Annotated in this window: 18 protein-coding genes; all 18 read left to right on the top strand. The window is 53.5% G+C overall.

Going from position 1 to position 25,015, the window contains the following annotated elements:
* Nucleotides 1–23 precede the first annotated feature (23 nt).
* The 18 genes from BUB30_RS05640 to BUB30_RS05555 all read left to right on the top strand — a co-directional run bounded on the left by BUB30_RS05640 (nt 24) and on the right by BUB30_RS05555 (nt 25,012).
* On the top strand, nt 24–1,991 hold the full coding sequence (locus BUB30_RS05640) for a glycoside hydrolase family 97 protein (protein ID WP_084137918.1): 1,968 nt from the start codon (nt 24–26) through the stop codon (nt 1,989–1,991).
* 12 nt (nt 1,992–2,003) lie between these two features.
* Entirely contained in the window at nt 2,004–3,206 is a 1,203-nt protein-coding gene (locus BUB30_RS05635; protein WP_073131829.1) for an alginate lyase family protein, read from the top strand.
* Nucleotides 3,207–3,211: 5 nt separating this feature from the next.
* The gene (locus BUB30_RS05630; RefSeq protein ID WP_073131827.1) at nt 3,212–4,417 is read left to right on the top strand and encodes a glycoside hydrolase family 88 protein; all 1,206 of its coding nucleotides are present in this window, start codon (nt 3,212–3,214) and stop codon (nt 4,415–4,417) included.
* Between the two features lie 30 nt (nt 4,418–4,447).
* On the top strand, nt 4,448–5,584 hold the full coding sequence (locus tag BUB30_RS05625) for a glycoside hydrolase family 88/105 protein (protein WP_073131826.1): 1,137 nt from the start codon (nt 4,448–4,450) through the stop codon (nt 5,582–5,584).
* A 252-nt stretch (nt 5,585–5,836) separates the two neighbouring features.
* Nucleotides 5,837–8,098, top strand: coding sequence for an ABC transporter permease (locus tag BUB30_RS05620; RefSeq protein WP_073131824.1), 2,262 nt, complete (start codon nt 5,837–5,839; stop codon nt 8,096–8,098).
* 291 nt (nt 8,099–8,389) lie between these two features.
* On the top strand, nt 8,390–8,974 hold the full coding sequence (locus BUB30_RS05615; protein ID WP_073131822.1) for a hypothetical protein: 585 nt from the start codon (nt 8,390–8,392) through the stop codon (nt 8,972–8,974).
* A gap of 175 nt (nt 8,975–9,149) precedes the next feature.
* Nucleotides 9,150–11,402 (top strand): heavy metal translocating P-type ATPase, encoded by a 2,253-nt coding sequence (locus tag BUB30_RS05610; RefSeq protein ID WP_073131821.1) that lies wholly within the window; start codon nt 9,150–9,152, stop codon nt 11,400–11,402.
* Between the two features lie 89 nt (nt 11,403–11,491).
* Complete coding sequence (locus BUB30_RS05605) at nt 11,492–11,695, top strand: heavy-metal-associated domain-containing protein (RefSeq protein ID WP_073131819.1); 204 nt, start codon at nt 11,492–11,494, stop codon at nt 11,693–11,695.
* 124 nt (nt 11,696–11,819) lie between these two features.
* Nucleotides 11,820–12,227, top strand: coding sequence for an HYC_CC_PP family protein (locus BUB30_RS05600; RefSeq protein WP_073131818.1), 408 nt, complete (start codon nt 11,820–11,822; stop codon nt 12,225–12,227).
* A 107-nt stretch (nt 12,228–12,334) separates the two neighbouring features.
* Entirely contained in the window at nt 12,335–13,618 is a 1,284-nt protein-coding gene (locus BUB30_RS35760; RefSeq protein ID WP_073131816.1) for an efflux RND transporter permease subunit, read from the top strand.
* Nucleotides 13,619–13,629: 11 nt separating this feature from the next.
* Nucleotides 13,630–15,540 (top strand): efflux RND transporter permease subunit, encoded by a 1,911-nt coding sequence (locus BUB30_RS35755; RefSeq protein ID WP_073131815.1) that lies wholly within the window; start codon nt 13,630–13,632, stop codon nt 15,538–15,540.
* Complete coding sequence (locus BUB30_RS05585) at nt 15,527–16,774, top strand: TolC family protein (RefSeq protein ID WP_245804034.1); 1,248 nt, start codon at nt 15,527–15,529, stop codon at nt 16,772–16,774. Before BUB30_RS35755 ends, BUB30_RS05585 begins: the two co-directional genes overlap by 14 nt.
* Nucleotides 16,752–18,065, top strand: coding sequence for a heavy metal-binding domain-containing protein (locus BUB30_RS05580; protein WP_084137917.1), 1,314 nt, complete (start codon nt 16,752–16,754; stop codon nt 18,063–18,065). Before BUB30_RS05585 ends, BUB30_RS05580 begins: the two co-directional genes overlap by 23 nt.
* Before the next feature lies 1 nt (nt 18,066).
* Nucleotides 18,067–19,278 (top strand): efflux RND transporter periplasmic adaptor subunit, encoded by a 1,212-nt coding sequence (locus tag BUB30_RS05575; RefSeq protein WP_073131810.1) that lies wholly within the window; start codon nt 18,067–18,069, stop codon nt 19,276–19,278.
* 162 nt (nt 19,279–19,440) lie between these two features.
* Nucleotides 19,441–21,255 carry a DUF4091 domain-containing protein gene (locus tag BUB30_RS05570; RefSeq protein ID WP_073131809.1) on the top strand — a complete coding sequence of 605 codons (1,815 nt, stop codon included), beginning with the start codon at nt 19,441–19,443 and terminating at the stop codon, nt 21,253–21,255.
* Nucleotides 21,256–21,306: 51 nt separating this feature from the next.
* Entirely contained in the window at nt 21,307–21,774 is a 468-nt protein-coding gene (locus BUB30_RS05565) for a DUF3347 domain-containing protein (RefSeq protein ID WP_245804033.1), read from the top strand.
* 277 nt (nt 21,775–22,051) lie between these two features.
* Entirely contained in the window at nt 22,052–22,420 is a 369-nt protein-coding gene (locus BUB30_RS05560; protein WP_073131806.1) for a hypothetical protein, read from the top strand.
* A gap of 93 nt (nt 22,421–22,513) precedes the next feature.
* On the top strand, nt 22,514–25,012 hold the full coding sequence (locus BUB30_RS05555) for a YbcC family protein (RefSeq protein ID WP_073131805.1): 2,499 nt from the start codon (nt 22,514–22,516) through the stop codon (nt 25,010–25,012).
* Nucleotides 25,013–25,015: the final 3 nt, after the last annotated feature.

The following is a 25,015-nucleotide window of genomic DNA, read 5'->3' as shown; positions in this document are numbered from 1 at the left end:
TACACACTATAAAAACCGATATTATGTTTGCCAGAACGATTGCCCCCCTGGGGATTTTTATTTTACTCCTTTCTTTTTCAGCCGTGCAGACCGTGCAGGGCCAGGGATGGGATGTATCCTCACCGGATAAGAAAATTAAAGTGAGCATTGTTACAAAGGGAAACCGGCTGAGCTATTCCGTTTCCTACGCGAATACACCGGCGCTGGAGTCTTCCCCCCTGGGTATTGTGCGCGACGATCAGCAGTTCTCGGAGAACCTGAAATTTATTACGGAGTCCACGGCGGCCATCGACGAAACCTATACCCTTAGCGTTGGCAGGAAACTGCAGTGCCGCAATCAGGCCAACGAAGTTACCCTGACCTTCCAGAATGAAAATCAGGAAAGCGTGCAGCTCATTTTCAGGGCGTATAATGATGGCATGGCCTACCGCTACCATTTTCCGAAAACCGATAACAACCCGCACAAGATCATTCGGGAAGAATCCGGTTTTGCGATTGCCAGGGATGCCAAAGCGTGGATACAGCCGTACGATATGAACGTGCGGAAGAAACCCTGCTATGAGGCATTTTATGAAAATGGAATTGCTGTCGGCAGCCCGTCTCCGAACCCGGCCGGGTGGGCATTCTCCGCGTTATTCAATACGAAAGGCCTTTGGGTATTGCTGACAGAAGCTGGCCTGGACGAAACCTACCCTGGCACGCATATGGAAGACAAAGCCGGTAATGGAATATACACCATCCGCTTCCCGGAGAAAGAGGAAGTCACAAGCGACGCAGCTCCTGAACCGGTCTCCACCTTGCCGTGGACAACACCGTGGCGTGCTGCGGTGATCGGTCCGTCGCTGGCGACCATTCAGGAAACATCGCTGGTGACCAATTTGAACCCGCCATCGGTGATCAATGACGTTTCGTGGATCAAACCCGGAAGATCGAGCTGGAGCTGGTGGTCGGCAGGAGTAACCACCCGGGATTTTGAGGTGCAGAAGCAATACATCGATTTTACCGCGGATATGAAATGGGACTATGTGCTGATCGATGCCGGCTGGCCCGAAATGAAAAATGGAAAGATGGAAGACCTGGTGAAGTATGCGGATTCAAAAGAAGTCGGTATCGTATTGTGGTACCATTCCGGAATGGGCCGGGAAAAGGATACGCTGAGCTATGCCAACCTGATGGCCTTTCCGGAAGCGCGGAAAAAGGAGTTTGAAAAAATTGCCGGGTGGGGAGTGAAGGGTGTTAAGGTCGACTTCTTCGACGGCGACAAGCAGCCCGTGATCAAGCGATACTACGATATCATGCGCGACGCTGCTGCCAATAAGGTCATGGTAAATTTCCACGGCTCCACGTTACCGCGGGGGTGGGAGCGTACCTATCCGCACCTGGTGTCCATGGAATCGGTAAAAGGAGCGGAAGGCGCCGGCCGGCAGGAATTCTGCGACCGGGCACCGGTGCATAATACCATTCTTCCCTTTACGCGTAATGTGGTAGGGCCAATGGATTACACACCCGTAACCTTTACCAATAAACGCGAAGCCAAACGCCAGACGACCTTTGCGCATGAGCTTGCCCTTTCCGTGGTCTTTGAATCCGGTGTATTTCACTTTGCCGACAATATGATGTCCTACCAGGCGCTGCCGGAAGGACCGAAGAATTTTCTCCGCCAGGTGCCCGTGGCCTGGGATGAAACCCGCTACGTAACCGGTATCCCCGGAAAATATGCCGTGGTCGCCCGGAGAAAAGGAGATTCGTGGTACATCGCCGGAATTAACGGTCAGGATGCCGAACAGGAGATCACATTCGATCTTCCCTTCCTGAAGAAAAAACTCACCCTGACCCAGATCACCGACGGTCCCGAAGCCGGAACATTTGCTACCACGACAATGAAAACCAAAGGCAAAAATATCCGCATCAAGCTGATCGCCAAAGGCGGCTTTGTTCTTTATGCTCCGGAAGACACTGTAAACACGAAACAAAATGCAGCCAGTAAATGAGAGTAGGCTAGCATGAACGCCCCTGTACGATCTCTTGCATTTTTGCTGTTGTCTGTGGTCTGTGGACTTTGGACCCACCCCATGCACGCCCAAGGCGATGTCACGAAGGAATGCGCAGCCGTACTCAAGGAGCAGATCCTGGCACAGGCCGCGTGGGCGTTGGCACAGGAACCCGTTACGATCACGGCTTCGGCATCGCCCCGGAGTGCAGGGGGCAAACACGATTTTTATTCGGAGGGAGATTACTGGTGGCCTGATCCGAACAATCCCGGCGGCCCTTACATACAACGGGATGGCCAGAGCAATCCGGATAATTTTGTGGCCCACCGTCAGGCCATGATCCGCTTCAGCAAGATCGTCGGTGCGCTGGCCTCTGCGTATTTACTGACATCCAACGAGAAGTATGTTATGCATGCGTGGAAGCACGCCCGGGCATGGTTTGTAGACACCACCACCCGCATGAACCCCTCGCTTCTCTATGCGCAGGCGATCGGTGGTAAAGTCACCGGCCGGAGCATCGGCGTGATAGATACCATCCACCTGATGGAGGTCGCGCAGGGACTCCTGGTGATGGAACGGTCACCCGCGAATAACAAAGCCCTGTATGCTGCGATCAGAAACTGGTTTTCGGAGTACCTGGTCTGGCTGACGACCCATCCCTATGGCAAAGAGGAAATGGCCGCTGAGAATAACCACGGCACCTGTTGGGTGATGCAGGTGGCTTCTTTTGCAAAATTTACCGGCAACCAGGAGTTGATCGGGTTTTGCAGAGAGCGCTATAAAACGGTTCTTCTTCCCGGTCAGCTGGCGGCAGACGGAAGTTTTCCACGGGAACTAAAGCGAACCAAACCGTATGGCTATTCACTTTTTAACCTCGATGCCATGACCACCATCTGCCAGATCCTTTCGGATGAAAAGGAAAATCTCTGGACCTATACCACACCGGAGGGCAGGAACATCGAAAAGGGTATTCGCTATATGTTTCCGTATGTGCAGGATAAAGATAAATGGCCTTTGCCGAAGGATGTTATGTATTGGGAGCAGTGGCCGGTAGCGCACCCGTTTCTTGTTTTTGGAGCCGGGGCGTTCCATACGAAGGCGTGGTTTGAAACCTGGAAAAGGTTGGACCATTTGCCTGCCGTGGAAGAAGTAGTGCGTAATCTCCCGATTAGAAACCCCCTCCTCTGGCTCGACGCATCGAATAAAAGAAACTAAACGATATGCGGATCAATTCCATTTGTGTAGCCCTCTTCCTCCTCTGTTCAGCGATGGTGAACCGCGACAAGGTCATTTCCAGATCCTTTGTGCTGGCTGAAAAACAAGCGGCCGTGATGCTGAAAGAGGTGGAAGCCGGTGTTGAGAAAAGCAGAAGCGAGAATAAAACACCCGTACCGGTTGGGCCCCGCACCTTGAAGGGTGGTGAGCTTGTGCTGGCACCCTCGCGGGATTGGACCAGTGGTTTTTTTGCAGGCGAGCTTTGGTATTTGTACGAATATACCGGCAAAGACGAATGGCGGAAAAAAGCAGAAGAATTTACCGCCCGGATGGAACCGGAACAATGGAACCGGAAGACGCACGACATGGGATTTAAAATGTACTGCACCTATGGCAACGGCTACCGCCTCACGAAGGATGCTTCCTATAAATCGATTCTGATACAATCCGCAAAAACATTGAGCACGCGATTCCGGTCGGCCACGGGGGTTATTCGTTCGTGGGATCACAGCCAGGACCGGTGGAGCTACCCGGTGATCATCGATAACATGATCAATCTCGAATTGCTTTTCTTCGCCACGAAAGTTACCGGTGACTCCTCGTTCTACAAGATTGCCGTAAGCCATGCGAAGACCACACAAAAAAATCATTTTCGTTCCGATTACAGTTCTTATCACGTGTTGGACTACGATAGCGTAACCGGCAAGGTGCTCAAGAAAAACACACATCAGGGCTACAGTCATGAATCGGCCTGGGCACGGGGCCAGGCCTGGGCGCTATACGGCTACACCATGTGTTATCGCGAAACCAAAGACCGTTCGTTTCTCCGGCAGGCGGAACAGATCGAAGGGTTCATCTTTAATCACCCCAACCTGCCGGAGGATCTTATTCCCTACTGGGATTTCAATGCACCGGCTATTCCGAATGAACCGCGCGATGCTTCCGCCGCTGCCGTGATGGCCTCCGCCCTTTATGAATTAAGCGGGTATAGCACCAACGGAAAGGCGTATCGCGCCAAAGCCGATAAAATTGTTGAAAACCTGGCGGCGCACTATACCTCTCCGGCAGGAGCGAACAAAGGATTTATCCTGTTGCACAGCACCGGCTCAAAGCCGGCAAACAGCGAAGTAGATGTGCCATTGAGCTATGCCGATTATTATTTTCTCGAAGCCCTGCTGCGGAAGCAACACCGGGATGAAAATAAACACTAACAAACCCAGCTCCTCACAATCTCTTCTTAAATGAAAAAGACTTCCATACGCGTACTTCTCGCGATCTTATTCGTATCGTCAAAATTGCAGGCACAGTCTGTTGCCGTCGCCGACCTGCAGAAGTGGCCTAAAGGAGCTTCGCCGGTGGAAATTGGAAAACGTGTGGCCGATCGCTTCATCGCTACGCTCCATCCGAATTTTGGGCGGCCCACACCACCCAAGGTCATTACGTACCCGGAAGTTTGCGCCTGGTATGGTGCGCTTAAATTTTCGCAGGGGAGCAAAGACAAAAAATTAAAACAAGCGCTGGTAGCGCGTTTCGAACCTTTCTTTGGACCAGAAGCGAACATGGTACCCCTGCCGGATCACGTAGATTATTGTGTATTCGGTTGCATACCACTGGAGCTCTATACGCAAACCAAGGAGCAACGGTACCTGGACATGGGAAAAAATATTGCCGATAAGCAATGGGGGCCTCCGGAGGGCCCTCGTGTAAAACCGGAGTCGCAAGGGTTTTATGACAAGGGATATACCTGGCAGACACGTTTGTGGATTGACGATATGTTCATGATCACCGCCGTACAGGCACAAGCCTTTCGCGCTACCGGCGACAGAAAATATATCGACCGGGCGGCGCGGGAAATGGTGATGTACCTCGATTCCCTGCAGCGCGACAATGGCCTTTTCTATCACGCTCCCGATGTTCCGTTTTTCTGGGGCCGTGGCGATGGGTGGATGGCTGCCGGCACAGCAGAGCTGCTTCGTTCGCTGCCGGCCGATAATCCGGATCGTCCGCGAATTATGGAAGGATATCAGAAAATGATGGCGTCGCTCTTAAAGTACCAGGATGAAAAAGGGATGTGGCACCAGTTGATCGACGACCCGGAATCCTGGCCGGAGACCTCGTGTACCGGTATGTTCGCCTTCGCCATGATTACCGGGGTGAAGAACGGCTGGCTGGATCAGAAGACCTACGGGGCCGCTGCACGGAAAGCCTGGCTTGGGTTGACTTCGTATATCGACGAAAATGGAGACATCCGGGAAGTGTGTCAGGGAACCAATAAAAAGAATGACCGCCAATATTATCTTGACCGGCGACGTATAACAGGCGATATGCATGGTCAGGCTCCGGTGCTTTGGTGTGCTGCCGCGCTTTTGCAAAAGTAAAGTTGGTTTATCAGTTTCTGCGAGAACAATGGCCGTCGTCGAATACCTACGGCGAACTTGAAGCCGACAAACTAAACAAACCGGCGCACGCGTTCCCCACGCGACCGTTGACGGACAAAAGACTGCGCAGACGGACAGCTTCATGGCTGCCGTGATCCCTTCGGCCGCCACAACGCGGTTTAATTATGGTATGAGTATTGAATAGCGGTAGTCGTGTAAGAACCAACACAACCCGCTTATGCATCAAACGTTATGCCCCTGACGACTTTGCAAGGTCGCTTGTTCCTGCGGATCATCGCGAAAAACCGCGAGGCCTACGGGTTGAAGATCATTTCCCTGGCCATTGCCTTTGCATGCTCGACGCTCATCATTCTTTTTTCGATCAATGAACTTGGCTACGACCGGTTCCACAACGACTATCATTCGATTTTCCGGATCCTGCAAAGAAACAACCAGGAAGACTACAGTGGCAATCGTCTCTCCAACCGGATTCCAACGGATATCCTGATGCACCTCAAAAAAAAAGCGGGGAAGGCGGTGGTCGTGGCGAGGGTGAAGGGCATGGAAGAAATGGGCATCGGTGTCGGCGGCAAGATCTTTCGCGATCAAAAGATACATGCGGCCGATGCGGAACTTGCCGATATCTTCTCCTTTACGATCCTGAATGGAGCGGTATCGGACTTCAAAACACACCAACATACCATCATGCTCTCTTCATCGGCTGCGCGGGAGTATTTTGGAAGCCTGGACGTACAGGGACGGGAAATGAAGATCAGTGCCGTGGGCGACACGGTCGTCTTTCGTGTGGCTGCAGTCTACAAGGACTTCCCCCAAAATGCGCATACGGAATTCAATACGTTCATACACTTCGACGATGCGTCTATCCAGACCCTGGGTTTCAATCCCCGGGATCACCTCGCGTATGGTAAGTCGCGCGCCGTGTCGCGAATAGAAACCCTCATGAACGAGCAACCCAAGACAGCCGATGTGACCTACCGTTGCCAGCCCATTGCGGACATCTATTTTGGACCGCGAGCAATGGGAGAGGACGTGAAGCATGGCGATCACTACAGCATCATCCTTTTGATCTGTATTTCCGGTCTGATATTCTTTTTGGCGCTCACCAGCTTTGTCAATCTCACTACCCTGACGTTGCCTCACCGCTCCAAGGAACTGGCCGTGAAAAAACTGTCCGGGACAAGCCAGTGGACATTATTGATAGCGTTTGGAAAGGAGTCGTTTTCGTTGGTGGGTCTTTCGTTGGTGTTGGGGTTGGCCGTATTGCTGGTTGCCTCTCCTGAGATCGAGCTCCTGTTGGGCATAGATCTCGTGGCGTTGTTCCTGGGCTTCGACGCCTCGCTGATCCTGATCATCACAGGACTGTCGCTGATCCTGGGCATTGCACCGCTTTTCATGACCTTCCGGTTCACACAGGCCACCCCAAGCCGGCTCCTGGGCACGGCGCCGATCACGTTCCCGCGCTTCAAGCGGGTCATCACCTTTCTGCAGTTGGGCATCAGCATCTTTCTCATCGTGGCCTCGATGGTCATCCGGCGGCAGGTAAACTACTCGTTGCTCAAAGAGCCCGGCCGGAACCACGACCAGGTGGTGTATCTCTCATACCCCAAAGGCCTGACCGACGAGGGGCTGCGCAGCATGCGGGCAGGCTGGAAAAAGTATAACCCCAACATCGTCGACGTCATCGCCACGTCGCAGCTGCCCAACCAGATCAGTAGCAAAGAATTGAATTCGGAATTTTACTTTATGTCGGTCGACCCGATGTTCAAAGATTTTTTCAACCTGAACATGGTCGAAGGAAATTGGTTCCGGGCCAACGATGGCGATTCGGTGATGGTGGTCAACAAAAGAGGAATGCAACTGCTGGCCAACGATCGACAACGGGTGATCGGTGTCTTCGAGGGGCTGAGCGATGGATTCGACCAGCCTGAAAAACCGGTTAAGATAAAAGTTGCGTCCTATCTCCATTATAATTTCCTCTGTGTGCGGATACTGGAAGTCGACATCCGGAGAACGGTAACCTTTCTGTCCAATCAATTTGAGAATGAAAAGGGAAAGGCCCGGATTTCTTTTCTGAACAGGCGTTTCGAAGAATGGTTGATCTATCAGGACCGGCTCAATACGTTGTCGGAAATTTTGGCGATCATCTCGGCGATCCTATCCTGTTGTGCGATCTATGGGTTGAGTGTAAGCATTGTTCGCGACAAACTAAAACAGATTGCCATCCGCAAGCTTTTCGGTGCCAGCAGTTTGAAGATCACGCAACTGCTCATCCGCGAGTTTGCCCGCCAAATGCTGATCGCCATTTTGATCTTCGGACCCTTCACCTTCATCGTGTTGAAAGAGCTGCTGAGAACCTTTGTGTATTCCACCCACTTTTCCTGGACCGATCCGCTCTACCCGCTGCTCTATTGCATGGTCGTGATCAGCGCCATTTGCGGCTTCCAGGCCCTGAGCCTGAATCGCGCCGATCTCACGTCGGCGTTGAAAGATTGATTCCTCACTTGCGCCCAAGCTTGATGGTGTCGTGAAATATAAATAGGAATGTGGCGGCCCCCCTCGGAGGCCTCGGGTCGGGCTATCCGTTCCAAGTCCTCGCTCTGCCCGCCACCCGCCCTTCGCTGTGGGCTTTCCACTACTATCCCTGGCCGGGCGCTCGTTCATTCATTCATTCATGAAAGTACGAGATAGGGCAAGCGTTGTCGTTTGAGCAGGCTCATAACTTGTTCCTTTTGCCGTTTTTGGTTTTCTTTAGGTTTGAAGAGAAATCCACGTTAACCGTTTTGCATGAGAAATATCCTATTGATCGCCTTCCTGTTGCTGCCGGTAACGGTCTTGGCACAAAAGAAAGTAAAACTTCTACAAGGCAGCCTAAAGCCTCTCAAAGAAATAAAATCCTTCAACATACGGTTCGTTTACGACAGCATGATGGTGGGGCAAGATGTTCCAGAAGAAGCCTACCTGGCACGCAAGAAAAAAGACTGGGAAGAGAAGGAGCAAGGCAAGGGCGTCGAGTTTTGCAACCTGTGGTTCGACTACCGCAAGTTATACGCTTCATGGTTCAAGCAGAGCTTCTCACATCTCTCCTCCGTCAAGGTCGACGATGCTGATGCAAAATATACGATCGTAGTGCGAACACGACGCACGGAGGGCGGATGGAACTTGGGCATCGTAAATCAAGCTGGCCAAGTGGAGGGAGAGTTTATCGTGGTAGAAACCGCAGATAATAATAAAATCGTTGCCAAGATCCGCTTTCTCGCCTCCGCTGGCCCTTCAACAGGCGGTGATTTCGAGATGTTCTCCCGCATTCAAAACGCCTACCAGGCTGCTGGTAAAGTTCTGGGTGAATATTGGAAGGAAAAGGCAGGATAATCCCTGTGTCTCATTTTGTGCCCCCACGCCCCCAGCAGTCTTTAGTCTGTTGTGCCGATCTCTGGCCCTGATGGTAATTCTATAAATCAAACCAGCAATTCTATAAAACTAATCCCCCGGTTTCCCTGTAATGTTGTAGTATCCTTTGATGATAATGTCGGGGGATACCAGAGATATGTCAGAACAGACCCTAAACATAGCAACAAAAGCAGGCAAGTTCACGCGCGAGTCCTTTCCCGTGTTGGAAATGACCTGTGCGGCGTGTGCCGTCAGCGTGGAATCCATTTTGAAAACAGCGCCGGGTGTGAAAGACGCCGGGGTGAACTTTGCTAACCAGTCGGCCTGGGTTGAGTTCGATGCGCAACGCACGTCGCCGGCCGCGTTGCAGAAGGCCGTGCAGTCCATTGGCTACGACCTGGTCGTCAACGTAGAAGATCCGCAGGCCGTGAAAGAGGAGGCGCAGCGCAAACAGTATGAGGCCATCAAATTCCGCACGATCGGTTCCACGGTGCTGGCGTTGCCCGTGGTGATCATCGGCATGTTCTTTATGGATATGCCCTATGGCAACTATATTTCCTTGCTGCTTTCAGCGCCCGTGGTATTCTATTTTGGTCGCCAGTTCTTTGTAAACGCCTGGAAGCAGGCGCGGCATGAAAAGGCGAACATGGACACCTTGGTGGCGCTGAGTACGGGCATTGCTTTTTTGTTTAGCGCATTCAACACCTTCTTCCCGGAATTCTGGCACGCCCGCGGGCTGCATGCCCATGTCTATTTTGAAGCGGCTGCTGTGGTGGTCGTCTTCGTTTCGCTGGGCAAACTGTTGGAAGAGAAAGCCAAGTCCAACACGTCGTCGGCGTTAAAAAAATTGATGGGCCTGCAACCCACCACGGTGCGCATCATCAGCGACGGCAACGAACAAGATGTGCCGATGGCGGCCGTCAAAATCGGGAATACCATTGTGGTGCGCCCGGGAGAAAAAATCCCCGTTGACGGCGTCGTGGTTTCAGGTTCTTCGTTTGTCGATGAGAGTATGATTACCGGCGAACCGGTGGCCGTGGAAAAACGCAACGGCGACAGCGTGTATGCAGGCACCCTAAACCAAAAGGGCAGCTTCACGTTCGAAGCCAAAAAAGTTGGAGCCGATACTTTCCTGGCGCACATCATCAAACGCGTGCAGGAGGCCCAGGGCAGTAAGGCACCGGTACAAAAGCAGGTCGATAAGATCGCGGGCATCTTTGTGCCCGTGGTGTTGGCCATCGCCTTGCTCACGTTTGGTGCCTGGATGGTTTGGGGTGGAGAGCAGGCGTTCACCCACGCGTTGCTCACTTCGGTGACGGTGCTGGTCATTGCTTGTCCCTGTGCCCTGGGGTTGGCCACGCCAACGGCCATCATGGTGGGCGTGGGCAAAGGCGCGGAAAACAACATCCTGATCAAAGATGCGGAGAGCCTTGAACTGGCCCATCGCGTCAACGCGATCGTACTCGACAAGACCGGAACAATCACCGAAGGCAAGCCGGCCGTGAAAGATCTGGTGTGGGATGGAGGCGTGAAGCAGACGGCTGGCTATCGCGATCTGCTGTACACCATCGAATCGAAATCCGAGCACCCCCTGGCCGGGGCCGTGGTCCAATGGCTGAAAGATGCCGGCGCGACACAATATCCGATTGACGCTTTTGAAAGCCTCACCGGGCGTGGTGTTAAAGCCGTGGCGGGAAAGGATAGCTATTATGTCGGAAATAAAAAATTGCTGGAGGAAAACAACATTGCCATGAGTTCATCGGTGGAAACTGCCGCCGCTCAATGGCAGGCCAAGGCACACACCGTCGTATATTTTGCAAACCAAAATCAAGTCCTCGGCGTAGCGGCCATTGCCGACACCATCAAATCGACGGCGGCCAGCGCCATACAAGCACTCCAGGCCAAGGGCATCGAGGTCTTTATGCTCACGGGCGACAACGAACAAACCGCTCAGGCCATCGCGCGCCAGGCTGGAATAAAATCCTATCGCGCCGGCGTGCTCCCCACGGAGAAAGCCGACTTCATCAAGACCTTGCAAAGCCAGGGAAAGATCGTGGCCATGGTAGGCGACGGCATCAACGACTCACAAGCCCTGGCCCAGGCCGACGTGAGCATCGCCATGGGCAAAGGCTCCGACATCGCGATGGACGTGGCCAAGATGACGCTCATAACGTCCGATCTTGCCTATATCCCGAAGGCGTTCAACCTCTCCACGAAAACGGTGCAGGGTATCCGGCAGAACTTGTTTTGGGCGTTTGTCTATAATGTCATTGGCATTCCGCTGGCGGCAGGGGTGTTGTTTCTGGTGAATGGATTTTTGTTGAATCCCATGATCGCCGGGGCGGCGATGGCGTTAAGTTCGGTGAGCGTGGTGGCGAATAGCCTTCGGTTGAAGGCGGCAAAGATCTGAGGGAATTATGTAAACCTTTCCGGTAATTCTGAAACACCGGCGAGGCGAAGGTTGCGTTTATTTGTATAGAGAATCAAAATCAAAATGGTATGGAAACATCAAAATTCAAGACGAATATAAAGTGCATGGGATGTGTGGCAAAAGTGACGCCGCATTTGGATGAGGCTGTTGGGGTTGGGAATTGGAAGGTGGATATTGAGAACCCTGCTAAGATTCTTAGCGTAGACGGGGAGGAGGGGAAGGTCCTGGAGGCTTTGAAGAAAGCTGGGTATGTAGGGGAGAGGGTGCAGTAATTTTTAACCGCAAAGGCGCCCTCCTTCGCTGAAGCTTCGGCGGGCAAGCAAAGCGCTTCGTGTGGCGGTCCATTGGCGGCTTATTCACCATATTAAAAAAAACATTATCTTTGTAGCCATTGTCATGAAAGCCATACGCTTCATATCGGCCCTCACCTTTAGTCTGCTGGTGTTTATCTCCTCCAGCAGCTTCATCGTGGGTATACACCGGTGTGGAGGCCAAGTGCAGAATATGGCTTTGCTTACCAAAGCTGAAAAGTGCGGGATGGAGCAACAAATGCCGCCATGTCATCGTCATCTTCAAAAGCCCTGCTGTGAAGACGAGACCGTTGTGCATGAAGGACAGGGCTTCAAGCATACCCTTTCAGAATATCATATTGGCCACGCTCCTGTAGTGGACCTTGAACAGCCGTCGGTACTCATTGCCGAGATCATTCCTACAGCGCCCGTAGCGCGCACGTTCTTTAATTATTACGATCCCCCATTACGATCGACAGACCGCACCGTTTCGCTGCGGGTCTTCCTCATTTGATCTGATCTTTCCTTGCCTGCCGGCCTGCCCGCTGGCTTGCCCGCCGTAGCTTTAGCGAAGGCGGGTGCATAACTCCTTTTATTTCAATTCCTCTTACGTTTTCAATCATGATTGAAAAAATAATCTCCCTGTCCTTGCGGAACAGGTTCCTGGTGTTGCTGGTGGCCGCCGGGTTGTTGGCCTGGGGTGTTCAGGCCGTCAGGGTAAACAAGATCGATGCCATTCCCGATGTTTCGGAGAACCAGGTCATCGTGTTCACCGAATGGATGGGCCGCAGTCCGCAGATCATCGAAGACCAGGTGACATACCCGTTGGTCACCAACCTGCAAGGTTTGCCTCAGATCAAATATGTGCGGGGCACGTCGATGTTCGGCATGAGCTTCGTCTATGTCATCTTTCAGGATGATACTGATATCTACTGGGCCCGCGAGCGCGTGCTGGAGCGTTTGAACTATGCTGCCCGCTTATTGCCGGAAGGTGCTACGCCCACATTGGGTCCCGATGGAACTGGGGTGGGCCACATTCTCTGGTACACGTTCACGGCGCCAGGCATGGATTTGGGTGAGCAACGCGCCCTGCAGGACTGGTATGTGAAGTTCGGCCTCCAAACCGTGCCCGGCGTGAGCGAGATCGCTTCGTTCGGCGGTTTTCAAAAGCAATACCAGGTGAGTCTCATTCCCACAAAATTGGCGTACTACAACCTGTCAGTGCAGGATGTGATCCAGGCCGTGCGGGCCAACAACAACGAGACCGGTGGACGCAAGTTTGAGATGAGCGACATCGGTTACATCATCAAGACATCAGGCTATCTGCAATCCATCGAAGAGATCGAGAACATTCCTGTGAAGACGGTGAACACCGTGCCGGTGAGCATCCGCGACGTGGCGACGGTGCAGACCTCGGGGGAGACGCGTTTGGGGATCTTTGATTTGAATGGTGAAGGGGAAGCTGTTGGGGGTATTGTCGTGATGCGCTATGGCGAGAATGCGGACGAAGTGATCGGGCGGGTGAAGCAGAAGATGGAGGAGGTGTCGAAAGGGTTTCCCGAGGGCGTGAAGTTTAATGTGGTGTATGACCGGAGTCAACTTATTGAGGAGTCGGTGTCGTCGGTGAAGAAGACGTTGATGGAGGAGATGATCGTGGTGTCGCTGGTGGTGTTGATCTTTTTGTTTCATTGGCGGAGTGCGGCGAGTATTCTGATCCAGATCCCGGTGACGCTGGCCGCGAGCTTTATTCTTTTGAATGCTTTTGATATCACGTCCAACATTATGTCGCTGACGGGGGTGGCGTTGGCGATTGGAGTGATTGTGGATAATGGGATCATTATGGCGGAGAATGCTTATAAGCATTTGTCGCATCGCTTTGAGGAGCTCAATCCTGAGGAGGTTTAACACAAAGACTTATGAGAAAAAAATATAATGCTATACCGGAAGGTGAGCGGCTGGCGATCATTGAGAAGTCGTCGCGGCAGGTTTCGCGGGGAGTCTTTTACTCCACGGTCATCATCATCGCTTCATTTTTGCCTGTGTTTTTGCTGACGGGGCAGGAGGGGAAGTTGTTCCATCCACTGGCTTGGACAAAGACATTCATACTAATAGTGGACGCGGTGTTGGTCGTGACATTGGCGCCGGTGATCATTTCGTTTTTTATGAAAGGGAGATTCCGGAGCGAGAAGCATAACCCGATCACGCATGGGTTGGAAAAAATCTACGAGCCAGTCATCCGCGCGTGTATGAAGTGGCGTAAGACCACGCTCGCGGTCAACATCCTCGCTTTGGTGGTGAGCGTGCCCTTGTTGCTTTCGCTGGGCACGGAGTTTATGCCGCCCTTGGATGAGCAATCCATCTTATTCATGCCGGTAACCTTGCCCGACATTTCGAACGAAGAGGTGAAGCGCATCCTGCAGGTGCAGGATAAGATCATCAAGTCGGTACCCGAAGTGGACAAGGTGCTCGGCAAGGCGGGACGTGCCAACACCGCCACCGACAATTCGCCCATCAGCATGATCGAGACCATCATCATGCTCAAACCGAAATCGGAATGGCGCCCGGGCATCACCAAGGCGGCCATCATCAACGAACTGGATGCCAAAATGCAAATCCCCGGTGTCGTCAACGGCTGGACGCAGCCGATCATCAACCGGATCAACATGCTCTCGACCGGCATTCGAACCGATGTCGGCGTAAAAGTATATGGTCAGCAACTCGACAGCATCTATGCGCTGTCGGAAAAAGTGAAGAAAGCCCTGGCGGGGGTTCCGGGTGTAAAAGATTTATACGTCGATCCCATCACGGGGGGGAAATACCTCACCATCGAAGCGAACCGCGAAGCGCTGGGCAGGTTTGGGGTGAGCGTCAACGACGTCAACACCATTGTGGAATCGGCCATCGGGGGTGCGGCCATCGGGCAGACCATCGAAGGGCGCCAGCGCTTCACCATCAGCGTGCGCCTGGCACAGGATTTTCGCAGCAGCATCGACCAGATCAAACGCATTCCGGTGAAGACGCCGGCATTGGGCATCGTGCCGCTGTCGAGTGTGGCGGACATAAAATTTGAGGATGGCCCTCCGATGATCGTTTCGGAAAACGCTTTGCTGCGCGGCGCCGTGCTCTTTAATGTTCGCGATCGCGACCTGGGGGGCACAGTGAAAGAGGCGATGGAGACCATCAACAAACAAATGGGCACGTTGCCCAGCGGTTACTACCTGGAATGGAGCGGGCAATACGAAAACCTGATCCGTGGCCAGCAAACACTCATGATCATTTTGCCGGTGGTGCTGCTCATCATTTTCATCTCGCTGTATCTTGCTTTTCATTCCATACGCGAAGCCTTCTTCAGCCTCATCACCGTGCCGTTCGCGCTGATCGGTGGCGCCTACATGGTTTACTTCTATGGAGTGCATTTATCCGTGGCTGTAGCGGTAGGATTCATCGCGTTGTTTGGCATTGCGGTGGAGACGGGCGTGGTCATGGTGATCTACCTGAACGACGCCATGCAGCAACTGGTAAAACTCCGCGGCAACTCGAGCGAGACGATCACACGGGAAGAACTCAGAGAATTTGTTATTCACGGCGCGGCCAAACGCTTGCGTCCCAAACTCATGACGGTGTCGGTGGCGCTCTTTGGCCTGGTGCCGGTGCTGTGGTCTACGGGCGTGGGCAGTGACGTGATGTTGCCCATCGTGCTGCCCATGATCGGCGGCGTGCTCACATCGTCCACCCACATCCTGCTGGTGACGCCCCTCATCTTTTTAATGACAAAGGAATATGAGCTGCGCAAGCTCGGTAAACTTGACGTATATGAAAAAGCATAACATCCTGATCCTGCTTTCACTCCTGGTGCTTGGTCTGTCGCCGGTCATGGCGCAGGTCGTCACCCTCGACAGCGTTCTCGCGCGCATCGATCGTGCGAACCCGATGCTGAAGGAGTACGATCAACGGGCGCAAGCCTACGAGGCCTACACGGGTGGCGCCAAAAGTTGGATGGCTCCCATGGTCGGCGCCGGAACCTTTATGACGCCCTACCCAGGCCAGCGCCTGATGGAGGAACGCGACAAAGGTTCGGTCATGATCTCGATGGAGCAACAGATCCCCAACCCCGCCAAGCAGCGGGCCAACCAAAACTACCTGGCCTCCCGCGCAGCGGTGGAAGGCGAGGCGCGTGCGGTAAGGTTCAATGCCTTGCGGGCGGAAGCGAGGACCTTATACTACCAGTGGCTGGTTGCCACCGAAAAAATGAAAGTGCTTCGCGAAAACGAGCAAACACTCGAACTCATGCTGAAGCTGGCCCGCGTGCGCTATCCCTACAACCAGGGCAGCCTCGGCAACATCTATAAAACCGAAGGCCGCTTGCTGGAAGTACAAAATATGTTGTTGATGACCCAGGGCGACATCGATGAAAAAACATTCCGGATAAAATCGCTGATGGCCTTGCCGGCAACCACGCCCCTGCAAATCGACACCACCACCGAAGTGACTTTCCGGTTCAGCCCCCTCTTGTCCGATACGGCGGCGATCGGCGCGCAACGCAGCGACGTGCGCCAGATCGACAAGACCATCCAGGTGATGCAACTGAATCAGCAGTTGCAACGCATGCAGGCCAAACCAGATTTCAAAATTCGCTTCGACCACATGCAACCCATCGGCGATATGCCCACGCAATTCACGGCCATGGCCATGATCTCCATACCCATCGCGCCCTGGTCGTCGCGCATGTACAAAGCCGAAGTGAAAGGCATGCACCACGACATCGAAGCCATGCGCCGCCAGCGGGAAGCGCTGCTCATCGAAACGCAAGGTATGCTGGGGGGAATGGTGGGCCCGATCAATAACATGCAACGGCAGCTCACCAACTATGCGGAGAAGATCATCCCCGCCTTGCGCAAGAACTACGAGTCAGTGCTGCTGGCCTACGAAGAGAACCGCGAACAACTGCCCGCGGTGCTCGATGGCTGGGAAGCGTTGAGCATGGCGCAACTGGAATATTTAAGCAAACGGGAGTCGTATTACATCATGATCGCGAACTATGAGAAACAAGTGGAAGAATAATCAAACTTCGGGTAGCCTGCATCGCTTGGCACTTGCTGCGCTTTGTCTCGTGTGGTTGATGGCCTGCACAAAAAAGGAAACGGCGCACGATGAATATACCTGCCCCATGCACCCCACGGTGCTCGCCGACAAACCCGGCACCTGCCCCGTATGCGGGATGGACCTGGTGCGCAAAGCTCGTCCCGGCGAAGTATCGGCCGCCGATGGCGACCTGACACCGCTGCTGAAGTCTACCAACGAGGTAGTCGCCAGCAACGTGAAGACCATCAAAGGAGAATACCGCACGGTGCCGCTTTCGCAAGAAACGCAGGGCATCATCACCTATGACACGCGGAGCAGCTACACCCTCTCGGTGAGAACCGGAGGACGGTTGGAGAAAGTGTTTCTCAAGTATGCCTTTCAACCGGTGAACAAAGGACAGAGAGTGGCCGAGTTGTACAGCCCCGAGCTGCTCACCGCGCAACGCGAATTGCTTTTTGTATTGGAAAGCGATGCAGGGAACACGGCGTTGGTTGAATCAGCAAAAAGGAAACTGGAACTGCTGGGGGTGGATGCGGATTACATCCAGAAGCTGATAGCCCGGAAAACGGTGGCCACTACTTTTCCGATCTATAGTCCATACAGCGGATACGTTGTGACCGCCGCGCAGCAGACACCCCCGACATTACCTCAAAAGCCAAGCAGCCCAGCGACGAGCATGAGCGATAATGGCATGGGATCCGCCGCAAATGCCGGCACAAACACGCCATCAACAACCGGCGCGACATCCAGTGCTACCCTGCTTCGCGAAGGCGACTACGTCAGCGCGGGGCAGACACTCTTCAACATTGTGAACACGGCGGCGTTGCGCATCGAACTGGATGTTCCCGCAGCCCAGGCCAGCGCCATCCGCAAAGGCGATGTGCTCACGCTCGACTTCGGCAACGGCACGAAGGAAGAAGCCACCATCGATTTTGTGCAACCCTACTTCGCGCAGGGGGAGGAGTTCTTGAAACTGCGCGTGTACACCAAACACATGCACGACCTGCACATCGGCCACCTGGTGCGCGCGAAAGTCCAACTCACCGCCAAGGAATCCCTCTGGGTGCCCCGCGATGCCGTGCTGGACATGGGGCGCGACCGGCTGGTGTTTGTCAAAGACGGCAGCATGCTGAAGCCGAAGAAAATCACCACGGGCATCCATGCCAAGGGTTGGATCGAGATCACCCAAGGCCTGACGCCTTCGGAAGAGATTGCCGCCAATGCCCATTACCTGATCGACAGTGAAAGCTTTGTTAAAACCAATCCCTGACATGAGAACCCTATTCATATTCATCGCCTTACTGTCCGTGTTGGCGGCATGTTCCGAAAAGCGACCGGCTGCCGGGCACGCCGATCATGCGCATGAACAACCTAAGCCTGCGCCGGAAAAGTACACGTGCCCGATGCACCCCGCGGTGGTTCAGGATGGACCGGGGAAATGTCCGATCTGTGGAATGGATCTTGTTCCCAAAAAAGCGGGCATCGAACTCATGTTGAGCGAAAACCAAATGCGGCTGGCCAACATCACGACCGCGGCAGTTGCGTCGCAGCCCGTAGGCCAGACCATTGTGATCAATGGAAAGCTGGCGCTGAACGAGGAAGGTTCTTCCGTGATCAGCAGCCGCGCCGCCGGTCGCGTGGAAAAACTTTTTCTGAAAGAAACCGGTCGCCCTGTGAAGAAAGGGGAGCCGCTCTACGAGTTGTATAGCGAGACCCTGCTAACGCTGCAACGCGAATACCTGTTGGCCAAAGCGCAATACGATGCGCTGGGCAAAGAGAATCCACGCTATGCAACGTTTTTGAAAAGTGCCGAACAAAAACTCCTGCGCTATGGCCTCACCCCAGCCCAAGTCGACCAGTTGGGGAAGTCTAAAGTTTTTAAGGAGCGGATCACGTTCCTGGCGCCGGCCTCGGGGTTGATCACCTCCATCCGCGTAGCCGAAGGGCAATACGTCGAGGAGGGGGCAGCGCTTTATCAACTGGAAAATATAGGCACACTGTGGTTGGAAGCGGAGACCTATCCGCAGGAAACCTCGCTGGTCAAGGTCGGCGACATGATCAGCGTGCGGGTGAATGGATACGAGGCCACACCCGTGGAGGCGAAGGTGACCTTTCTCAGCCCGGAGTATCGCGCCAACACGGTGGTGACGGTGCTGCGCGCGACCCTCGCCAATCCCAACGAGATTTTCAAGCCGGGCATGCAGGCGCAAGTGCTCTTCACCCACTCGTCGCGCCAGGCGTTGGCACTCCCGACCGACGCGGTGATCCGCGACGCCCACGGAGCGCACGTCTATGTGCAAACCCTGCCGGGCACTTTCGAGCCCCGCGAAGTGGAGACGGGGCTGGAGGATTTTGGAAAGGTGGAGATCACCAGCGGATTGTCGGAAGGCGACACGGTGGCGGTCACCGGGGCCTATTTGCTTTACAGCGAGATCGTGCTCAAAAAGGGTGGCGATCCGATGGCCGTTCATCAACACGAATAGTCGCCAGGAAAGGAAATCTTAACCATGAAATGAAAACTAAAAGCTTGAATAAAAACCGGCTGTATCTGGGCAATTTTGATGAGGGATGACCCCTCTGAATAATGTAAATTTGGCGGACGTCATAAAAAAGAAACGCCTCATTCATTTTAACTTTAATGCATCATGCAAAAAATCTCAGCGCTCATTTTTCTGCTTCTTTTTTCTCTGACGATTGGTTTTAGCCAGGCATATAAAGGCCGGATAGAGGCGTCGAAGGTGGTCGTGCCTGACGGCCACTACCAGGATGAATATACCTTTGATACCTCCGTAGATCCGCAACGCTGGACAAAAGAGAAGCCGGGCTTGCACATCTCCTTTGCCTCGACCGATAAACTCTATTTCAGAAGTGAAGTGCCCGACCTGCAGCCCGAGTCCCTCGTGTGGGAACAAGCGGGGTGGAGGGGCGAGCGCCTCAATACAACGCTGGTCGTTTGGTCGCCAGACACTCTGGACCAGGTGAGGTTTGTCCTGCACGACCTGGTGGGTCCAAAAGGTGCCGTGTTGAAGCGGGAAAACATCAAACTTAACCTCGTGCGCTATGTGCTGTCGAACTATCCTTATGGCGACGGCAACCTGGACTGCGGTCCCTCGCCCTACAGGGATGTGTTCCTGATGCCCGATCGATTCGAGCCGTTTGAAAGATTTCAACTGCCCGGCCGTACGTCCCGCCCGGTATGGCTTTCTTTGGAAGTGCCCCCGGGCACCGAACCAGGAGCATACCAGGGGACGATCGATGTAAAAACAGATCGCTACAACGCTACGCTCACGCTGAAGATAAAAGTGCAGCCCCCCACCTTGCCTCCCCCAACCGAATGGAAATTCAGACTTGATCTTTGGCAAAATCCCTGGGTGCTGGCTTGGTACAATCATGTTGAGCCCTGGTCGGAGGAACACAAACTGTTGTTGAAAAAACACATGAAGCTCTATGCCGATGCCGGTGGAAAGTACATCACTACCTATGCGGTGCACTCACCCTGGGCCGATAATTCATTCCGGATCGAAGACACGATGATCGACTGGACCAAACAAGAAGATGGTAGCTGGAAATTTGACTACAACATTTTTGATCAATATGTAGAGCTTGCCATGGGAGTAGGCGTGGACGAGGCCATTACCATCTATTCGCCGGTGCCCTGGGGAAATCGCTTTCGCTATCGCGATGGGAAAACAGGGAACTACGCCTATGCGATCATGGCACCCGATTCAAAAGAATACAAAGCCTTCTGGAATATTTTCCTGACCGACCTGAAGACCCACCTGCAACGCAAGGGATGGTTTGAGAAAACGTATATCGGCATCAACGAAAGTGAAATGAAACAGACGTTGGCGGCCATCCAGGTGGTGAAGGATCATTCAAAAGACTGGAGGATCACCTACGCCGGCGATTGGCACAAAGAACTCGATCTTTTGCTGAGCGACTATTCTTTCCTCTTTGGAAAGGAACCCAGCATGAAAGAGGCAGCCGAACGTGCGGCGAGAGGCGCCTCGTCCACCTATTACGTCTGCTGCAATCCGGCCAAGCCGAATAACTTTGTTTTCTCTCCGCCCATCGAAGGCCGGTGGATCAGTTGGTATGCCGTCGCCTATGGCTACGATGGATTTTTGCGATGGGCCTATGATGCATGGCCTGAAGATCCCACCCGCGATGCACGCCACGGATCGTGGGCCGCGGGCGATTGTTTCCTGGTCTACCCGGGCGCAAACAGTGGCATTCGTTTTGAGAAATTGCGGGAAGGTATTTCCGATGCAGAGAAAATAAGGGTGCTGCGGGATAAGGCGGCGAAATCGCCCGACAAGAATGTCAAAAAGCTCATGCTGGAGTTTGACCAACATCTTAAATCGTTTACAACGGAACGCGATTTTAACGAACAAAAGATCACGGATGCCGTACAGACCGGAGAAAAGATGCTCGACCAGCTTAGTGACCTGCTGAAATAGTGAAATCGTAAATAATAGATAATCATGTATAACCTCCAAAATGTAACACGTATGAAAACATCCCTGCTCCTTTTCGTTGCCCTGGTGTTGAGCGCCACGGCCTTTGCCCAAGCGCCTTCTTTTGTAGATAAGAACATCGGGGACGCGTATCAGGAATATGTGAAGGTGAAAGATGCCCTCATCGCCTCCAAAAGTGCCGACGCCAAAACGGCGGCTACGAGTCTTCAAAAGAAACTGGCCGGCGTAGCCTCCGCGAAAAGCGCCGCTGCCGAAGCTTCGAAAGTGAGCACCGCAGCCACCCTCGATGCCCAGCGCCTGGCTTTCTCCTCGCTTAGCAATGAGATGGCCAAGCTGGTGAAAGGCGCCAAACTGTCGTCGGGCACCTTGTATGTGGATTATTGCCCCATGGCCAACAACAACGCGGGGGCTTTCTGGCTCTCCAACGACAAGGCCATCAAAAACCCCTATTTCGGTGACAAAATGCTGACCTGCGGCATGGTGAAGGAAACCCTGCAATAACCGGGGCCAAATTTTTTTTATATCCGCCTGTGACTTTCCCGCGGCCGCTTCATCTAAAACACGAAGCGGCCGCGAAAGGTGGGGGCCTTTCAAGACCGCTCTTTATCTGATTTCCCGGTGGGAAGGCCCGCCGAGAGTATATTTTAGAGTGAGAAGGATTGAAAATGTGGTCCTTCCAACCGGGAAAGAGGATATTTCATGTTGCAAGGATCGCGTGCTGACGCTGTTGGTAGCTATTTGATATGTTGTAAATTTTTTTATATTTGTTTCGGTTCTTATGAAGCAATCGAATCACATCAGACTTTTGGCGAGCATCCTGGTGGGATTCTTTATGATCTCCTCCATCGTTTCCGACAGCCTGGCCGCTCTTCACTATTTTTACGAGGTTGAAGGCTTCGCCCTGGCAGAAAAACTCGCCCCGGCCTGCAAATGGATCGACCTCACCTTCGAAGAAAAAGAAAAAGAAGAGGAGAACGTTTTCACACCTGAAATACAGAGTAATCTTTTTTTTATCGGACTTGTCGACAACACCGGGTTGTTTACCATCGCCGAGTCCTCATCCCACAGCTTTTATGACGCGGTCAGCGTTTGTGGTCATGCCACTACCATGCCCTTGTACCTCGCCACGGGGTCCCTTTTGATCTAAGCGTCTTTTTTGTTGACTACCTCCCGCAGGAGGTCCCATTCTTTATTCCCCCTGGGTTTACGGTCATCACAAATTTTGCTTTACGCAACGCTTATGCATCAAAATCCTCTCTTCGATGAGCATGAAGTACTTCACGACCTGAAGCACTACCTGCCTGCTCAAGCCCCGCTCAAGGATTTCATCCACCACAACACCCTGCACGCATTCCAGAAACTGAAGTTTGAAAAGGCGATCCGCAGCGCAACCGAGATCTTCGGCTACAAAGTGGGCCTCACGTTGGATGAATACCGGGCGGCCTATGCTTCTGAAAGAATCCGGGAGGATGTCCTGGAGATGATCATCACGCAGCGGCACGGCGTGTCGGCCGTGGCAGCATGGAAAGAGAAAGCGCTCATCAAAGCATACGAGAACAACACCTCTCCCCGCATTGGCCAGCTGCGCGCCAACTGGAAAAGAGAATATCGCATGGACCTCGACTCCCTGGTGCAGCCGGTCCTTTTCCGTACGTTGTGCAGTTACCTTGACCAGGGCATTTCCATCTGGGATTTTCCCATCAGTCATAAAACCTTTCTTTCGGCGTTGCGCGAAATGGAACGCAACAGCCTGGCCAGCTTCTTTCACCGGAGCCGTGCAAGAGAAGTATTCCTGAAGACATCGTGCGAGATCGCCGACTTGCTGAAAGTTCTGGTCGGGGACGAGTCGCTTTATACGCAATATTTATACGATCAACAATTTGGACACCAGGGATGGTCAGGCATGGTATCGCAGATCGAAGACCAACCCCAAACGCTGCTCGACCACCGGCAGATCTCCCTGCACGACCTGATCGTGCTCGAACTGCTGATGGAGATCGACGCCCTCGACACGCACTTCGGGGTGGCCAACTGGACGCCACTGGCGACCAAAATAAAAAGTCCTCCCATCGGATTGTTTGCACCCGTGCCCAACACGGAGTACAACGAAGTGCTCAACATCCTGCAGGAAGCCTACGAGTGGTCCTACTACGATGAGGTGCTGGAAGGCATACAGTTTCCCAAACATCCCAAACCGGCATCGGACCACAAAAGCTTCCAGGCCATGTTCTGTATCGACGATCGCGAATGTTCGCTCCGCCGCTACCTGGAAAAATTCGATCCGGCATGTGAGACCTTTGGAACACCCGGCTTCTTTGGCGTGGAATTCTACTACCAGCCCGAAGATGGCAAGTTCTACACCAAGTTGTGTCCCGCCCCCGTCACACCCAAGTACCTGATCAAGGAAGTGGGCTCGAAAAAAAGCAAGCGTGAAAAAGATGTACACTTCTCCAAGCATTCGCATAACTTCTACAGCGGTTGGCTCATATCCCAGACGTTGGGATTCTGGTCGGCCCTCAGACTGTTCATAAACATTTTCCGCCCGTCGATGAGCCCGGCAACGGCCTCGTCGTTCAAGCATATGGATAAAATGTCGCGGCTGACCATCGAGAACAAAGGGTTGGACCACCGCGAGAACGACCTGCAGATCGGTTTTACTATCGAAGAGATGACCAACCGCCTGGAGGGTCTGTTGAAAAGCATCGGGTTGGTGAAAGACTTTGCTCCGCTGGTGTATGTGGTTGGCCACGGTTCCAGCAGCATCAACAACCCGCACTATGCCGCCTACGACTGCGGCGCGTGCTCGGGTAGAGCCGGCTCGGTGAACGCCCGCGTGATCTGCGCCATGGCCAATCACCCCGAGGTGAGAAAGGCGCTGGCCGGCCGCGGCATCGCCATCCCCGAGACCACGCAATTTGTGGGTGGGATCCACGACACCACACGCGACGAGATCATGTTCTTTGATGAAGAGTCGCTGTCCAGGATGAACGCCGAAGAGCACAGCAAGCACGAAGTAGTGTTCGCCAATGCGTTGGACTACAACGCCAAGGAACGCTCCAGGAGATTCGAGTCCATCCCGACCACACAGAGTCCGATGAAGATCCATGAAAGAGTCAGAATCCGCTCCGTGTCACTGTTCGAACCGCGCCCCGAACTGAACCACGCCACAAATGCGCTATGTGTCATCGGCCGGAGAAGCCTGACCAAAGATGTCTTCCTCGACCGCCGCTCGTTCCTCAACTCCTACGACTACCAGATCGACCCGCAAGGCGACATTCTCCACAACGTAATGAAACCCGTAGGCCCCGTATGCGGGGGCATCAACCTCGAGTATTTCTTCTCGCGCACCGACAACCAGAAGATGGGCGCCGGCACCAAACTACCCCACAACGTGATGGGACTCTTCGGCGTGGCCAACGGCATCGACGGCGACCTTCGTCCCGGTCTGCCCAGCCAAATGATCGAGGTGCACGACCCGATCCGGCTCATGGTCATCGTGGAGCAGTTTCCTGAACTGCTGCTGGATGTCATACAGCGCAGCCCCGAAGTATACGAATGGTTCATCAACGCGTGGGTATACCTGGCGGCCGTCAATCCAGAGACACGCGAGATCGCTGTGTTCAAGGAAGGTAAGTTTGCCGTATATAAACCCTTGCTCAGCAAGGTCGACGTTGTTCCCGACGTCACGACCATGATCGAGACGCATCACGACAATCTTCCTGTTTACTCCCTTACCTAAGCC

The sequence above is a fragment of the Chryseolinea serpens genome (genome assembly GCF_900129725.1).
In the GTDB taxonomy this organism is placed as follows: domain Bacteria; phylum Bacteroidota; class Bacteroidia; order Cytophagales; family Cyclobacteriaceae; genus Chryseolinea; species Chryseolinea serpens.
The sequence above is the reverse complement of the archived record's forward strand: the minus strand, read 5'-3'. Positions and strand labels throughout refer to the sequence as shown.

Bases quoted from the DNA above. Each gene is read 5' to 3' on its own strand.
- BUB30_RS05640 (WP_084137918.1), top strand. From the start codon at position 24: ATGTTTGCCAGAACGATTGCCCCCCTGGGGATTTTTATTTTACTCCTT.
- BUB30_RS05635 (WP_073131829.1), top strand. From the start codon at position 2,004: ATGAACGCCCCTGTACGATCTCTTGCATTTTTGCTGTTGTCTGTGGTC.
- BUB30_RS05630 (WP_073131827.1), top strand. From the start codon at position 3,212: ATGCGGATCAATTCCATTTGTGTAGCCCTCTTCCTCCTCTGTTCAGCG.
- BUB30_RS05625 (WP_073131826.1), top strand. From the start codon at position 4,448: ATGAAAAAGACTTCCATACGCGTACTTCTCGCGATCTTATTCGTATCG.
- BUB30_RS05620 (WP_073131824.1), top strand. From the start codon at position 5,837: ATGCCCCTGACGACTTTGCAAGGTCGCTTGTTCCTGCGGATCATCGCG.
- BUB30_RS05615 (WP_073131822.1), top strand. From the start codon at position 8,390: ATGAGAAATATCCTATTGATCGCCTTCCTGTTGCTGCCGGTAACGGTC.
- BUB30_RS05610 (WP_073131821.1), top strand. From the start codon at position 9,150: ATGTCAGAACAGACCCTAAACATAGCAACAAAAGCAGGCAAGTTCACG.
- BUB30_RS05605 (WP_073131819.1), top strand. From the start codon at position 11,492: ATGGAAACATCAAAATTCAAGACGAATATAAAGTGCATGGGATGTGTG.
- BUB30_RS05600 (WP_073131818.1), top strand. From the start codon at position 11,820: ATGAAAGCCATACGCTTCATATCGGCCCTCACCTTTAGTCTGCTGGTG.
- BUB30_RS35760 (WP_073131816.1), top strand. From the start codon at position 12,335: ATGATTGAAAAAATAATCTCCCTGTCCTTGCGGAACAGGTTCCTGGTG.
- BUB30_RS35755 (WP_073131815.1), top strand. From the start codon at position 13,630: ATGAGAAAAAAATATAATGCTATACCGGAAGGTGAGCGGCTGGCGATC.
- BUB30_RS05585 (WP_245804034.1), top strand. From the start codon at position 15,527: ATGAAAAAGCATAACATCCTGATCCTGCTTTCACTCCTGGTGCTTGGT.
- BUB30_RS05580 (WP_084137917.1), top strand. From the start codon at position 16,752: ATGAGAAACAAGTGGAAGAATAATCAAACTTCGGGTAGCCTGCATCGC.
- BUB30_RS05575 (WP_073131810.1), top strand. From the start codon at position 18,067: ATGAGAACCCTATTCATATTCATCGCCTTACTGTCCGTGTTGGCGGCA.
- BUB30_RS05570 (WP_073131809.1), top strand. From the start codon at position 19,441: ATGCAAAAAATCTCAGCGCTCATTTTTCTGCTTCTTTTTTCTCTGACG.
- BUB30_RS05565 (WP_245804033.1), top strand. From the start codon at position 21,307: ATGAAAACATCCCTGCTCCTTTTCGTTGCCCTGGTGTTGAGCGCCACG.
- BUB30_RS05560 (WP_073131806.1), top strand. From the start codon at position 22,052: ATGAAGCAATCGAATCACATCAGACTTTTGGCGAGCATCCTGGTGGGA.
- BUB30_RS05555 (WP_073131805.1), top strand. From the start codon at position 22,514: ATGCATCAAAATCCTCTCTTCGATGAGCATGAAGTACTTCACGACCTG.